The sequence below is a fragment of the Pseudomonas sp. FP1154 genome (genome assembly GCF_030687245.1).
In the GTDB taxonomy this organism is placed as follows: Bacteria; Pseudomonadota; Gammaproteobacteria; order Pseudomonadales; family Pseudomonadaceae; genus Aquipseudomonas; species Aquipseudomonas rhizophila.
The window spans coordinates 5,885,917-5,899,319 of record NZ_CP117465.1 but is presented as its reverse complement, the minus strand read 5'-3'; the positions used below and the strand labels follow the sequence as shown (position 1 = coordinate 5,899,319).

The 13,403-nt window shown below is 59.6% G+C and carries 15 protein-coding genes; 6 read left to right on the top strand and 9 right to left on the bottom strand.

Translation table 11 applies throughout. From position 1 onward, the window contains the following. Nucleotides 1–12: 12 nt before the first annotated feature. A complete protein-coding gene (gene cls, locus PSH91_RS26360) occupies nucleotides 13–1,452 on the bottom strand; it encodes a cardiolipin synthase (protein ID WP_047226680.1) in 1,440 nt (479 codons plus the stop codon). Between the two features lie 141 nt (nucleotides 1,453–1,593). On the opposite strand from cls, the gene PSH91_RS26355 reads away from it, so the two are divergent. Further along, nucleotides 1,594–2,115 (top strand): DUF3617 domain-containing protein, encoded by a 522-nt coding sequence (locus PSH91_RS26355; RefSeq protein ID WP_047226681.1) that lies wholly within the window; start codon nucleotides 1,594–1,596, stop codon nucleotides 2,113–2,115. Nucleotides 2,116–2,220: 105 nt separating this feature from the next. Here the strand turns inward: PSH91_RS26355 and PSH91_RS26350 are convergent, their stop codons facing one another. The 5 genes from PSH91_RS26350 to PSH91_RS26330 form a co-directional block, all read right to left on the bottom strand. Further along, nucleotides 2,221–3,096 (bottom strand): metal ABC transporter substrate-binding protein, encoded by an 876-nt coding sequence (locus PSH91_RS26350; RefSeq protein WP_173406379.1) that lies wholly within the window; start codon nucleotides 3,094–3,096, stop codon nucleotides 2,221–2,223. A gap of 11 nt (nucleotides 3,097–3,107) precedes the next feature. Then, entirely contained in the window at nucleotides 3,108–3,974 is an 867-nt protein-coding gene (locus tag PSH91_RS26345; RefSeq protein ID WP_047226683.1) for a metal ABC transporter permease, read from the bottom strand. Next, nucleotides 3,974–4,642 (bottom strand): metal ABC transporter ATP-binding protein, encoded by a 669-nt coding sequence (locus PSH91_RS26340; RefSeq protein WP_076383190.1) that lies wholly within the window; start codon nucleotides 4,640–4,642, stop codon nucleotides 3,974–3,976. Before PSH91_RS26340 ends, PSH91_RS26345 begins: the two co-directional genes overlap by 1 nt. Further along, nucleotides 4,639–5,535 carry a GTP cyclohydrolase FolE2 gene (gene folE2 / locus PSH91_RS26335; RefSeq protein ID WP_160891421.1) on the bottom strand — a complete coding sequence of 299 codons (897 nt, stop codon included), beginning with the start codon at nucleotides 5,533–5,535 and terminating at the stop codon, nucleotides 4,639–4,641. The genes PSH91_RS26340 and folE2 overlap by 4 nt, the downstream gene beginning before the upstream one ends. A 127-nt stretch (nucleotides 5,536–5,662) precedes the next feature. Continuing rightward, nucleotides 5,663–6,055: a glutamine synthetase gene (locus tag PSH91_RS26330; protein WP_076383192.1), complete on the bottom strand. Its 393-nt coding sequence runs from the start codon at nucleotides 6,053–6,055 to the stop codon at nucleotides 5,663–5,665. Between the two features lie 163 nt (nucleotides 6,056–6,218). On the opposite strand from PSH91_RS26330, the gene zigA reads away from it, so the two are divergent. Together zigA and PSH91_RS26320 are read left to right on the top strand one after the other, a co-directional pair. Beyond that, on the top strand, nucleotides 6,219–7,427 hold the full coding sequence (gene zigA / locus PSH91_RS26325) for a zinc metallochaperone GTPase ZigA (RefSeq protein WP_188251890.1): 1,209 nt from the start codon (nucleotides 6,219–6,221) through the stop codon (nucleotides 7,425–7,427). After that, complete coding sequence (locus tag PSH91_RS26320; RefSeq protein WP_305466968.1) at nucleotides 7,427–8,077, top strand: DUF1826 domain-containing protein; 651 nt, start codon at nucleotides 7,427–7,429, stop codon at nucleotides 8,075–8,077. Before zigA ends, PSH91_RS26320 begins: the two co-directional genes overlap by 1 nt. Here the strand turns inward: PSH91_RS26320 and PSH91_RS26315 are convergent. After that, the gene (locus PSH91_RS26315; RefSeq protein ID WP_188251888.1) at nucleotides 8,074–8,427 is read right to left on the bottom strand and encodes an NADH:ubiquinone oxidoreductase; all 354 of its coding nucleotides are present in this window, start codon (nucleotides 8,425–8,427) and stop codon (nucleotides 8,074–8,076) included. The two genes, PSH91_RS26320 and PSH91_RS26315, sit on opposite strands and share 4 nt — an antisense overlap. Nucleotides 8,428–8,454: 27 nt before the next feature. Here PSH91_RS26315 and PSH91_RS26310 point away from each other — a divergent pair, with 27 nt between their 5' ends. Continuing rightward, nucleotides 8,455–9,420, top strand: a complete 966-nt coding sequence (locus tag PSH91_RS26310) for a GTP-binding protein (protein WP_305466967.1) — start codon at nucleotides 8,455–8,457, stop codon at nucleotides 9,418–9,420. 12 nt (nucleotides 9,421–9,432) lie between these two features. On the opposite strand, the gene PSH91_RS26305 is transcribed toward PSH91_RS26310, so the two are convergent. Then, entirely contained in the window at nucleotides 9,433–9,855 is a 423-nt protein-coding gene (locus tag PSH91_RS26305; RefSeq protein WP_047226690.1) for a DUF3301 domain-containing protein, read from the bottom strand. A 119-nt stretch (nucleotides 9,856–9,974) separates the two neighbouring features. Here PSH91_RS26305 and pdxY point away from each other — a divergent pair, with 119 nt between their 5' ends. Next, nucleotides 9,975–10,847, top strand: a complete 873-nt coding sequence (pdxY, locus tag PSH91_RS26300; RefSeq protein ID WP_139048674.1) for a pyridoxal kinase PdxY — start codon at nucleotides 9,975–9,977, stop codon at nucleotides 10,845–10,847. Nucleotides 10,848–10,886: 39 nt separating this feature from the next. Here the strand turns inward: pdxY and PSH91_RS26295 are convergent, their stop codons facing one another. Further along, complete coding sequence (locus tag PSH91_RS26295; RefSeq protein WP_047226692.1) at nucleotides 10,887–11,372, bottom strand: acyl-CoA thioesterase; 486 nt, start codon at nucleotides 11,370–11,372, stop codon at nucleotides 10,887–10,889. A gap of 255 nt (nucleotides 11,373–11,627) precedes the next feature. On the opposite strand from PSH91_RS26295, the gene PSH91_RS26290 reads away from it, so the two are divergent. Beyond that, complete coding sequence (locus PSH91_RS26290; RefSeq protein ID WP_305466966.1) at nucleotides 11,628–13,391, top strand: cation:proton antiporter; 1,764 nt, start codon at nucleotides 11,628–11,630, stop codon at nucleotides 13,389–13,391. Nucleotides 13,392–13,403: the final 12 nt, after the last annotated feature.

Genomic DNA, 13,403 nt, shown 5'->3' with positions numbered 1-13,403 from the left:
GATGTGTGCCACTTAGAGTATCGGGGAAATAAGCCGGGCGATCCGCATGCCGATCTTCTGCAGGCGGTGGGTCTCCCGGCTTTCCTGTTTGTCTATTTCCAGCGCTTGGGCGAAGTCGTCCTCGAGCATCTGCTCGACCTGAGTGGCGAACGAAATATCCACGGTCAGTAGCATCACCTCGAAGTTGAGCCGGAACGAACGATTGTCCAGGTTGGCGCTGCCGATGGCGCTGATTTCCCGGTCAATCAGCACGACTTTCTGGTGCAGGAAGCCCGGCTCATAACGAAACACCCGCACGCCGGCCCGTACGGCTTCGAACGCGTACAGGCTCGACGCCGCGTAGACGACCTTATGGTCCGGGCGTGAGGGCAGCAAGATGCGCACGTCTACCCCGCGCAATACCGCCAGGCGCAACGCAGCGAATACCGCTTCATCAGGAATGAAGTACGGCGTGGTGATCCAGACACGTTCGCTGGCCGCATGGATCGCTTCGACAAAAAACAGTGAACAGGTTTCGTACGCGTCGGCCGGGCCGCTGGCCAGTAACTGGCAGAGCACGCCATCATCCGGGTACGCGTCCGGCAGGATGAGCGGCGGCAATGAGCGGGCCGCCCAGAACCAGTCTTCAGCAAACGACTCTTGCATGCTCGCCACGACGGGCCCGCGTACTTCCACATGGGTATCGCGCCATGGCGCCAAGGGCGGCTTTTCACCCATGTACTCATCGCCCACGTTATGGCCGCCAACGAAACCCAAGACGCCGTCCACCGCGACGATTTTGCGATGGTTGCGAAAATTGACCTGGAATCGGTTGAGCCAGCCGCTACGGGTGGCGAAGGCTTTGACATGGACCCCGCCATCACGCAAAGCCTGGACGTAGCGGTGGGGCAGGGAATGGCTGCCAATGCGGTCATACAGCAGATACACCGCAACACCTTCGGCGGCTTTCTTCAGGAGCAGCGTTTTCAGACGTTGACCGAGGCGGTCGTCGTGGATGATGAAAAACTGAATCAGCACGGCTTCCCGGGCACTCTCAATGGCCTCGAAAATCGCCTCGAATGTGGCGAAGCCATTGATGAGCAAGCGCACCTGGTTGTTCGCCAGGCACGGCGTGCGGCCCAGCTTGGGCATCGCCCGTAACGAGGCGTAGGCCTCAGAGGCGCGGGCGGCGAGGGCTTCTTCGACCCATGGCCGCCAGTTCAGCTCGGAAACCGCTTTGCGCATTTCTTCGTTGGCTTGCCGGCGCGCCTTGATATAGCCGTCGAACGTGCTCCGGCCGAAAACCAGGTAGGGAATCAATGTCAGGTAGGGGATAAATACCAACGACAGGGCCCAGGCGATGGAACCCTGAGCGGTACGCACCGTAAGCACCGCGTGAACGGCGGCGATGGAACCCAGAGTGTGAAGCAGTGCGATCAGGTAACCGAAAACATGCGGGCCGAAGTAATCCATGGGGCAGCCTTGCTCCTGAAGTTTCAATGCTTAACAGACCATGTTCCACGACGGATGTCGCTAATTAATTCACTCCTGCCGAGCCTGAACCGAAGCCTGTGGGAGACGTCTAACGGCCACCTGTCCTCTGGAGTGCTTGTGATGAAAGTTTGCCTGCTGGGTTTGGCCCTGACGATTGGTTTGTCGGTTTCTGTGGCGGCTCAGGCGCAGATGCTTCAACCAGGGTTGTGGGAACTGACTACAAGCAATATGAAGGTCGACAACCAGAATCTGCCGGACCTGCAACTGATTCTTGGCCAACTGCAAAACCAGATCACCCCGGAGCAACGGGCGATGCTGGAAAAGCAGGGCATCACCATGGGTGGCAAGGGTATTCGCGTATGCCTGACCCCGGAGCAGGTCCAGACCAATGACATTCCGCTGCAAGACCCGCAATCGGGGTGCAAGCAGCAGATCACCGAGCGCACCGGCAATCAGTGGAAGTTTCGTTTCAGTTGTCCGAAAGCCCAAGGCAATGGGGTGGCAACATTCCAGAGTGATCGGGAATTCACTACGGCGGTGAACGGCACATTCAATGCCACCGGTATCCAGCAGAACGGCAGCCTGGACACTCGCGCCGTGTGGCTGGGGCAGGATTGCGGGACGGTCAAGCCGAGGGCTTGAATCCAGCTCTGGCGTACATGACCTGGTTGATCTGTGGCAGCAAGGCTCGTGCGCGTCGCGAGCAAGCTTTGCTCCCACGGAAGTTCGTTCAAGGGCGCTTGCAAATCATGGCCGGCGCAACGCGTCGTACAACGTATTCAGGTTGTACTCGAACAGCCCGATGAAAGAACTGGCCGGTCCGCTGGCCGCCAGCGCATCGGAGTACAGCGTGCCGCCGATGTGCGCACCGCTTTCAGCCGCTATCTGCTTGAGCAGGCGCGCGTCCTTGATGTTCTCCATGAACACGGCTTTTACTTTTGCTTGGCGTATCTGGGTAATCAGCGCCGCGACATCGGCGGCCGAGGGCTCCCGTTCAGTGGACAGCCCCTGGGGCGCGATAAACTCAATGCCATAGGCCTGTCCCAGGTAGCCGAAGGCATCGTGGGACGTCACGATCCTGCGATTGCCCGGTGGCAAGGCACCAAGCTTGGCCTTGGCATCGGCGAGCAGCGCATAGATCTTTTTCAGATACGCCTGGCTGTTACGTTCGTAGTCGGCCTGGTGGGCCGGGTCGGCGGTCTCCAGCGCCTTGGTGATGTTCCTGACGTACAGCTCGGCGTTTGCCAGGTTATGCCAGGCATGCGGGTCGGGGACGGTCTCGCCCTCTTCATCCAGCGAACGAGGAATAACGCCGCGACTGGCGCTGATCACCGGTGCGCTGGTTTCGGTGCTGGTGACCAGGCGATCCAGCCACGGTTCAAAACCCAGACCATTCTTGATGATCAGTTTGGCGCTGAGCAACGCCTTGGCGTCGTCTGGGGTGGGTTCGTAAGTGTGAGCATCCGCGTCCGGCCCCACCAGGTTGGTGATCTGGATATGCTCGCCGCCGACCTCTTGGGTCATGTCGGCAAGGATGCTGAAGCTGGTCACCACTTGGAGCTTTTCGGCTGCAGACGTGGATAAGGACAGCATCAGACTGAACAGCACGAGCAGAACGCGCATCGGGAAACACCTCATTGGGATGTGAGTAAAGGCGGGCGACGCAGCAAACCGTGCACCGGACCGAACACTACGGACAGCAGATACAACGCGCCCGCCACCAGTACGATGGCCGGCCCGCTGGGTAGCGAGAAGTGGAATGACAACAGCAGTCCGAGCCACACCGACACACATCCAAGCAGCGCCGCGACTCCCATCAGAACCGGCAAACGGCGGCTCCAGAATCGTGAAGCGGCAGCCGGCAACATCATCAAACCGACCACCATCAGTGCACCGATGGCCTGGAAGCCGATGACCAGATTCAGCACGACCAAGGTCAGAAATACGCCATGGGCCAGTGGGCCCAGCCGACTGACGGTTTGCAGGAAAAGAGGGTCCAGGGTGTCGAGCAACAGCGGTCGGTAAATCAGCGCCATCGCGAGCAGGCTGACCCCCGAAACCCAGAGCATGCCGGTAAGTGTCGGGCCATCTACCGCCAGCGCGGAGCCGAACAACAGGTGCAGCAAGTCCAGGCGTTTGCCGGCCATACCAAGAATCAACACACCGGCGGCCAGGGAAATGGGATAGATCGCCGCAAGGCTGGCGTCTTCCCGCAGACCGGTGCGACGGGTAATCCAGGCTGCCACCCCGGCCATGCTCAAGCCTGCACCGAGTCCGCCCAGCGTCAGGGCTGGCAGGCTCAGCCCGGCAAACCAGAAACCCAGTGCGGCTCCGGGCAAGATGCCATGAGCGACGGCGTCGCCTATCAGGCTCATGCGTCGCAGAATCAAAAACACCCCAAGCGGTGCCGTGCTGCACGCCAATACCAGGCCGCCCAGCAGCGCCCGGCGCATGAAGACAAATTCCTGAAAGGGTTGCCAGAGATGGGTGGCCGCGAGCATCAGGCCACCTGCGTGAGGGGTTGTTGGGAAATCAAATCGACACTGCGGCCCAGCGTGCAACCGGCCTGGCTGACCAATAGTGTATGAGGAATATGTTGGCGCACCGCAGCGAGATCATGACAAACCACCACCAGGGTGCGGCCTTCGGCATGCCAGCCGTGAAGGTGTTTCCACAGTAGCGCCTGGCCTTGTTCGTCGAGGGCGGCGTGGGGTTCGTCGAGCAACAGCAGGGGCGCTTCAGCCAAACTCAAACGGGCGAGAAGGGCGCGTTGCAACTCGCCTCCCGACAACGCCATTAACGAGCGATGCTCCAGGCCATCCAACGCCCAGTCTTGCAGTACGGCTTTCAAGCGATGGCGGCGCATCGCTGGCGTGTGCCTGCTCCCCCAGGATCCCGCCGCCACCAGCTCTTGCAAGCTGATTGGAAATTGCCGATCCAGATGTTGCTGTTGCGCCAGAAACGAGACGCTGCCGCGACGTGGAACATCCAGCACGACTTTGCCGGATAGGGGTTTTTGCAGGCCCGCCAGCACTTTCAGCAGGCTGCTTTTGCCCGCACCGTTGGCTCCGACGATGGCCGTCAGGCTTCCCGCCGGCCGCTCTATGTTCAACGGGGGTGTGAGGGGGTGGCCCGGGGCGCCCCAGCGCAATGACTGGCAACGAATCACAGTGCCTCCCTGACCCAACGGCTTTGTGCCACAGCGTCATGGGCATGCAAACTTTCGGCGTGCACCACTCGCACATCGAGGGAGGCGATATCGGGGGATCGCCTCAAAGCCATGCTCAGCCGCCGCGCGGCGTCTTCACAGAACATTAGGTTTTGACCATTGGCGAGGGCGAAGGCTTGTTCGTCTGCCCGTTTCACGGCGGTTTGTACGGCCGTGCCGAGGGCTGCTTCGGCTTCGTTGATGAGCGACAGCAGCGGCAATTCGTCGACGTCGCTGTTCAGTCTCAGCTTCACCGTGGCCGTGCTGCGTTGACTGTGAGGCGTGGCGAGGATGCCTTTTGATGAGCCTAGCCAGGCCAGGACTCCGGCGTGCTCGAGCGCTTTATTGGCAAAGTCGTCTACAAATTGCTGCTGGATTAACTGACGAGCGAGCGCGGCCGAGCAAGGGCAGGTGGACGAGTAGGCAATCTGAATGGTCAGTTCCACGTGGAACACATCATTTTTCAGGTGGGCCTCGACGCTGACCGGATAGCGCTTCCAGCCAGCCAGTGGGCTGACTAGCGCAGGGCGCTTGAACAGTAGATCGGTACAAATGCTCAGCGAGGCGGCGTCGGACAGACCGGCGTGACTGTCGAGGAATTGCTGGAGGATTCGGCGTAACAGCATGGGAGACAGCGCTGCGCTTTCGAGCAGCTCCAGCGCCAGGTACAAGCGTGACATATGGATGCCTCGGGCTTCACCGTCGTCAAGGCTGACACCGGCATCAGCGATCGCGTTAAGACGCTGACCGTCGATCAATACGGGTACCGCGATGCCGCACATGCCTACCCAGTCAAGGGCCAAGGCCTGGCGCGAAGCCTGCGCGGCAACGTCCGGCAGAGTGAACGCATTCATATTCAAGGTCCGTCATAGGTACACAACAAACGTTATACTATAACAGTGTGTTCGACGAGCACTAGTTCATGAACGCAGTTTCATTTTGCTGGGTGTGAGGGCTTTTCGTACCGTTCCACGTGAAACATCAGCGTGGTGCGTCCTGGCAACCGCTTATGCGTCCGCATAAAAATTTCCCAGTGCTTCCACCCGAGCTCGAGAAACGGTTGAGTGTCGTCCAACCTACGCGCCGGCTGTATCCCACCCAGGTCTCTCCGTCAGAAGCTATTCCGGTAAAGAACGTCAGCTGGCCATAGCGGCTAGTGGTTTGTGCCCAATAGCGGCGGCCATTTACTTCAAATCCACGGAGATACAGGGTGTTTCCGGCCGTCATGACGCTGTAGGCATTACCTTGCCCATCGACACAGGCCAGTAAATTCGCGCTGCGAGTGCAGTTTGCCAACATAGGGCTCTGGGCTGAAGCATCTAGCGCCAATAGCAGCATCGGGCTTGCGAATACGAATTTCAGAAAACTGCGCATGTTTTTTACTTCAGACCGGTGGAGCCGAGAGGCTGGTTAAATGTTGTTGTTATACTATAACATTAAAAAGGCTTAGACCTTGAACCGAACCCAAGCCTGAAGAAAAGAGCCGCGACATGCATTCAACCGCATCAGCGCGGCCCGCCCGATGAGGATATACCTGGTGCCCAATCGTCTCCCTGTAACCGTGCTGTCCGGATTTCTCGGCGCCGGTAAAAGCACACTGCTCAATTACGTCCTGCGCAATCGCGACAACCTGCGCGTCGCGGTGATCGTCAACGATATGAGCGAGATCAACATCGATGGCAGCGAAGTCCAGCGAGATGTCACCCTAAGCCGGTCTGAAGAGAAACTGGTGGAGATGAGTAACGGCTGCATTTGCTGCACGTTGCGTGAAGACCTGCTGGAAGAAGTCGGCCAGCTCGCCAGGGAAGGCCGTTTCGACTATCTGCTGATCGAGTCCACGGGGATTTCCGAACCCTTGCCGGTGGCGGAAACCTTTACTTTTCGTGATGAACAAGGCCGCAGCCTGGCGGATGTGGCACGGCTGGACACGATGGTAACGGTGGTCGATGGGGTCAATTTCCTGCTGGATTTCCAGGCGGCCGAAAGCCTCGCTTCACGCGGCGAAACCCTGGGGGAGGAGGATGAGCGTTCCATTACTGATCTGTTGATTGAGCAGATCGAGTTCGCCGATGTGATTCTGATCAGCAAAATCGACCTGATTGGCCGTCACGAACGGGAGGAGTTGATCGCGATTCTGGAACGGCTCAACGCCCAGGCGCAGATCATTCCCATGGTTATGGGCCAAGTACCGCTGGAAAAGATCCTCGACACAGGCCTTTTCGACTTCGAGCGCGCGGCTCAAGCACCGGGCTGGCTGCAGGAGCTGCGCGGTGAGCACGTGCCCGAAACAGAAGAATACGGCATCGCTTCGGCAGCTTACCGGGCGCGCAGGCCGTTTCATCCCCAGCGTTTTTTCAGTTTTATCGACCGTCCGTGGACCAATGGCAAGCTCTTGCGCTCCAAGGGCTTCTTCTGGCTGGCCAGCAAACATGAGGAAGCGGGCAGTTGGTCCCAGGCCGGCGGCTTGATGCGACATGGATTCGCCGGGCGCTGGTGGCGCTTCGTGCCGAAAAGCCAATGGCCGCAAGATGAGGAAAGCAGCGCAGCCATCCTGAAAAACTGGCTTCCCACCACCGGTGATTGCCGGCAGGAGCTGGTATTCATCGGCCAGAATATCGACTTCACGCAACTGACCGCCGAGCTGGACGCTTGCCTGCTCAGTGACGCGGAAATGGCCCTGGGTGTCGACAGTTGGCGTTTGCTGCCGGATCCGTTCGGCCCTTGGCATGACGAGGCCGCAGCGTGATGCTGGCGCCCAGTCCGAAGCGGGAAGTGCCGGTACGCCAGGTTCAGGGCGATACCCCGCGGATCCTGACGCAAATTCTGGACGACGATACCAACCTGGCGGTCTGGCAACGTCAACTGCCGGCGCACATCAGTGATTTTGCGGCAATGGTGCTTTCCATGGATCAGCCTCTGGCCGAATCGCGGGTGCTCGACCTGCCGCACGAGGACGCGCAACCGGCACTGAACGGCCTCGCCGCAGGCTTTGGCGATCTGCACGGCTATGAAGGCTTCATCACCGATGTCTCCTGGCTGGTCAGTGCGTTTGCCTGCCTGCTGGGCGCCAAACGTGTCGGCCTGCGCCTGCGAACGCTGGACAAGGCCATGTGCCCGCGTTTTCACGTCGACCATGTGCCGGTACGGCTGATCACCACGTACGCCGGTGTAGGCAGCCAGTGGCTAAAGGACGGTGTGATGGATCGTCGATGTCTGGGGCAACCTGACGCTGAACCGGGTGACCCGCATGCGGTTCAGCAGTTTGCCTGTGGCGATGTGGCGCTGCTCAAAGGCGAGAAGTGGCATGGTAATGAGGGCATGGGCATGATCCATCGCTCGCCGCAGCTGGCGCCGGGGGAGCGGCGATTGATCCTGACTCTGGACTGGCTCGCTTAAGGTTTGAGCCAGTTGCCCTGACTTTGTCCTTCACAGAACGGCTGCAAATAGGCCGCATCGCTGGCTACGCCGTAATAGTGAATATCCTGGCGGTAGGGCATATTGGCGACCTGGGCATTGCTGCAGATGCCAAACGCGCCGCCAGGGCATTGATCGACGTACTGTACCTCGACTTTTTGTCCGGCAAGGTTTGGCTGGCAGAAGCCGTCGGCGAACAGTTTCTGCGGAATATTGCGGTTCTGCTGGCAGACTTTTACATCGAGCCGTTCTGCCTGGCTATGCACGACACAAGCCTGGGCCAGCGCCTGGTTCGACGTCAGCGCCAATAACAAACAGCCGATCAACCGCATGTTCACCTCCCTCGAAAGCCGCCGATTATGTTGCAGAATATTCCCACCCACGTCATCGCAGGCCCTTTGGGGGCTGGCAAGACCAGCCTGATCAAGCAATTGCTGGCGCAGCGCCCGGCGAATGAGCGCTGGGCGGTGCTGATCAACGAGTTTGGTCAAATCGGCCTGGACGCGGCGTTGCTGACCCAGACTGCCGATGGTATCGCACTGGGCGAAGTGGCCGGGGGCTGTTTGTGTTGCGTCAACGGCGCGCCATTTCAGATCGGCCTCGCTCGTTTACTGCGCAAGGCGCGCCCGGATCGACTGTTTATCGAGCCCTCCGGCCTGGGCCATCCGGCGCAGTTGATGCGGCAACTGAACGAAACGCCATGGCTCGGCGTGCTGGCGGTTCAGCCTTGCGTGTTGGTGCTCGATGCCCGAGCGATGGCGGATGGCACGCCGTTGCCCGACGCGCAGCGGCAAACTTTGGCCGATGCAGGGTTGGTGGTGCTGAACAAATCCGAGCACCTGAGCGAAACCGAACGCCTGGGCATCATTGCGCAACTGCCGGAGATTGCCCTGTACTGGACCCGACAGGCAGCCTTGCCGATCGATCGGCTGCCAGGTCTTGCGGCTCGCGGAAGCGGGATTGTGGCTAACGTGAGTCTGCCCAGGGAGGTGGGACAGATGCCGGCCGTCTGGACCGACCCGACATCGCCCATCTGCCTGTATCAGCAACAGGAAGGCGGCTGGAGTATTGGCTGGCGCTGGCATCCGAGTCAGCGACTGGACACGGCGACGTTGACGCGCTGGCTGCAAGGCTGGGGCTGGAAGCGGGCGAAGATGGTTATCCACAGCGCCGATGGCTGGGTTTCAGCCAATGCGCTGGAGGGCGCGACGCTGCGGTGGCAGGCCAGCGAGTGGCGCCAGGACTCACGAATCGAATTGATTTTTGATGAGCCTCAAGACGTGGCAGCGCTGCAAGCCGGCCTGGCGAACTGTCGGTGCCCGTGAGTCAGCCTTGCTTCAAGGCTTCCACTTGTTGTGTTCCTGGCGCCACTGACTCAACTCGATGACTTCGGCCCTGGGCCTGGTCTGGACCGGTTCGATCGGTGTCGGCGCTGACTCTTCGAACGGCATTGGGTAAGGCGCCAGCTCGATTTGCGCGCTGTGGGCCCCGAACTGGGTAATGGTGCCCGAGTGGCGCGATTCACCCGTAACGGTGAATTCGAAGTTATAGATACGGGCCAGGCGCCGGCGTCCGCTGGCGTCTTTGACGAACCCAATCTTTTTCAGCGCCACGTTGCCGTCCAGCAGCTCGATCTTGAGGTTGGCGCAATGTTGCATGACCCTCGCCAACGCTCGTTCGCGCAAACCATGGTTGTGCCACAGCCAGGCGCCGGCGGTAGCCAACAGCATCAGCACGAAAATATTTCCAAGGGTCAGCATGAACGAAGTGCTCCTACAAGTTGCTGTCAGCTTAACTGTGTCCCCGGTCTGTCGTACAGGTTGCGTTTAGTCGCATACTGCGCGGCTTGAATTTCATTCGTTTTACGGAAACATCCCGCATGAAACGTACCCCTCATCTGCTTGCCATCCAGTCCCACGTGGTCTTCGGTCACGCCGGTAACAGCGCTTCAGTCTTTCCGATGCAACGGGTGGGGGTGAACGTGTGGCCGCTCAACACCGTACAATTTTCCAATCACACTCAGTACGGACAGTGGACCGGCGACGTGCTTGCCTCTGAGCAGATACCGGCATTGGTAGAGGGGATCGCCGCAATCGGCGAGCTGGGCAATTGTGACGCGGTGTTGTCCGGTTACTTGGGCAGCGCCGCCCAAGGGCAGGCGATTCTGGCGGGCGTGGCGCGAATCAAGGCGTGCAATCCCAAGGCAATTTATTTGTGTGATCCGGTCATGGGGCATCCGGAGAAGGGTTGCATCGTGGCGCCCGAGGTGAGCGATTTTCTCCTGGAGGAAGCGGCTGGTGTGGCGGACATCATGTGCCCGAACCAGCTGGAGCTGGACAGTTTTTCGGGACGCAAGGCGCAGTCGCTGCTGGACTGCCTGGCCATGGCTCGCGCGCTCCTGACCCGCGGACCCAAAGCGATACTCGTCAAACACCTGGCCTATCCGGGAAAGCCGGAGGACAGCTTCGAAATGTTGTTGGTAACCGCCGACAGTAGCTGGCACCTGCGTCGTCCATTACTCGCATTCCCTCGTCAGCCGGTGGGGGTGGGAGACCTGACCTCGGGGCTGTTCCTGGCGCGAGTGGTGCTGGGAGACAGCCTGGTGGCGGCGCTCGAATTCACTGCCGCAGCCGTACATGAAGTACTGCTGGAAACCCAGGCGTGTGCCAGTTACGAGTTGGAACTGGTACGCGCCCAGGACCGGATCACCCATCCGAGGGTAAGGTTCGAAGCTGTACCGATCAGCCTCTGATCAACGCGCATCCCTGTGGGTGCGAGCCGGGCGGATCTGTTAAGGGCCGTCGGCTTTGATTTCCTGATAGCGCCTCTCCAGCTCCTGGCGAATTTGCCGACGCTGCTGGGCTTGTTCGTAACGGCGTTTTTCTTCGCTGTTCTGCGGTTGCAATGGCGGGACGGCGGCGGGTTTGCGCTGATCGTCCACCGCAACCATGGTGAAGAAGCAGCTGTTGGTGTGGCGCACCGAGCGTTCACGAATGTTTTCGGTCACGACTTTGATGCCCACTTCCATTGACGTGTTACCGGTGTAGTTCACCGACGCCAGAAACGTCACCAGCTCGCCGACATGAATCGGCTCGCGGAAAATCACCTGGTCAACCGACAGCGTCACTACATAGCGCCCGGCGTAGCGGCTGGCGCAGGCGTAGGCGACTTCGTCGAGGTACTTGAGCAGGGTGCCGCCATGCACATTGCCAGAGAAGTTGGCCATATCGGGGGTCATCAGCACCGTCATCGACAGCTGGGCGTTTCCGGGTTCCATAACGTACTCACGGTTCAAGGCAGCAATTTCGGGAGTGCACCTCTGCGGGTGCTGGAAGGTTTTCAAACTACCAGTATCGGGACGCTGCGCCTGTGGCTGCCGTCACGCCCCGGTGGATCTGTTTCCATATATTGCACTGTCTTTTTGTCGGAAGTCGCGGTGGTACCCTTCAAAAGCCCCTTGCGAGGGTATTTCCTACAAAGGAAACGGACTCGTCCAGCTCTGTGATGAGTCATATGAACAGGGAGCCCCACCATGCATGCCATCAGTTTTATTCAAGACCTGGCGATCATCATGATGGCAGCGGGGCTGGTCACGGTACTCTTTCATCGTTTCAAACAACCCGTGGTGCTGGGTTACATCGTTGCAGGCTTCATCATCGGCCCGCATACGCCGCCTTTCGGTTTTATCCACGACGAAGAGACGATCAGGACCCTGGCCGAGTTGGGGGTCATCTTCCTCATGTTTTATCTGGGCCTGGAGTTCAGCCTGCGCAAGTTGTTCAAGGTGGGCACCACGGCGTTCATCGCGGCGTTTCTCGAAATTGTGTTGATGATCTGGATCGGCTACGAAATCGGGCGCTGGTTCGACTGGAACACCATGGACTCGTTGTTCCTCGGGGCGATCCTGGCTATCTCCTCGACCACCATCATCGTCAAGGCTCTCAATGACCTGAAGATGAAGAACGAGCGCTTTGCGCAACTGATCTTCGGGGTCCTGATCGTCGAAGACATCCTGGGCATCGGCATTATCGCCTTGCTGTCGAGCATCGCTGTCAGCGGGACGGTCAGCTCCGGCGAAGTGTTCTCCACGGTCGGCAAATTGTCGTTATTCATGATTGTCGCCCTGGTGATCGGCATATTGCTGGTGCCCAGGCTGCTGGCTTACGTGGCGAAGTTCGACAGCGACGAGATGTTGCTGATCACCGTGCTGGGCCTGTGTTTCGGCTTTTGCCTGCTGGTGGTCAAGCTGGAATACAGCATGGTGCTGGGAGCGTTTCTGATCGGCGCGATCATGGCCGAGTCGCGGCAGTTGCTGAAAATCGAACGGCTGGTGGAGCCGGTACGCGACTTGTTCAGCGCAATCTTCTTCGTCGCCATCGGCCTGATGCTCGATCCGGTCATATTGCTCCAATACGCTTGGCCGATTGCCGTGATTACCGCCGCAGTGGTGCTGGGCAAGATGCTCTCTTGCGGCCTCGGTGCTTTTATTGCCGGCAACGACGGGAGGACCTCGCTGCGAGTCGGGATGGGCCTTTCGCAGATCGGCGAATTTTCCTTCATCATCGCATCGCTGGGGATGACCTTGCAGGTCACCAGCGATTTCCTTTATCCGGTAGCGGTCGCGGTTTCGGTACTGACCACTCTGCTGACCCCGTACCTGATCCGGGCCGCCGACCCTTTATCGGTCAGGCTGGCTGCCGTTATGCCACAACGGCTGTCGAGGGTACTGGGAATGTATGGCGAGTGGCTTCGCAGCATTCAACCCCAAGGGGAGGGGGCGCTGGTGGCCGCCATGATCCGGCGGATTTTGCTGCAGGTGGGCATCAATCTGGCGCTGGTCATCGCGATTTTTATCGCCGGTGGCTACTTTGCCGAACAGATGTCGGCCTACCTGCAAGCCTGGATCAGCGACCCGAGTTGGCACAAAGCACTGATCTGGGGCGGGGCGTTGTTGTTGTCGCTGCCGTTTTTGATTGCCGCGTATCGCAAGCTCAAGGCGTTGTCGATGCTGCTGGCGGAAATGGGCGTGAAGCCGGAGATGGCCGGCCGTCACACCCAGCGCGTGCGTCGAGTGATCGCAGAAGTGATCCCGATCCTCTCGCTGCTGATGATTTTCCTGCTCTTGGCAGCCTTGTCGGCCAGTATTCTGCCGACCAACAAGTTGCTGGTACTGATCGCGGTGGTGGCCACGGTCGTGGCGGCATTGCTCTGGCGCTGGTTCGTCCGCCTGCATACGCGGATGCAGGTGGCCTTGCTGGAGACCCTGGACAATCACAAGGAATCGTCCGGGCATTGACCGGCGGCGGGC